Raw genomic sequence first — 268 nt, 5'->3', positions numbered from 1 at the left:
TTCCCCATCACCATATCGTGTCGGGTCCGTCTTTTTCTTTTTGTACAGAGGCATACCTGCGGGAGCGGCTACCGACGCCCACTCCTGCGATGCGGCGTAGACCGCAGCATTCAGATCATCGGAACGCCCCGAGATGTAATCACCAATAGCCCGGCGTTTGACACCAATCAGGTAATCGAACATACGGTCTTGAGTAGTCCTATCAAACTTCTCCTGACCGGTCAAGCCTAGGCCGCGAACGATCTCGGGCATCGTGGTCGTAATGATC

General features: G+C 54.5%; 1 protein-coding gene. It reads right to left on the bottom strand.

What is annotated here, in order from left to right:
- The coding region (locus tag AC1RPJ_RS08195) for a hypothetical protein (protein WP_481762913.1) at positions 1-268 on the bottom strand (268 nt) is incomplete at both ends.

It is taken from the genome of Dellaglioa sp. CoH-57-MRSF-17 (genome assembly GCF_056782015.1).
Note: the sequence above shows the minus strand (reverse complement) of the source record. Positions and strands in the feature narration are given on the sequence as shown.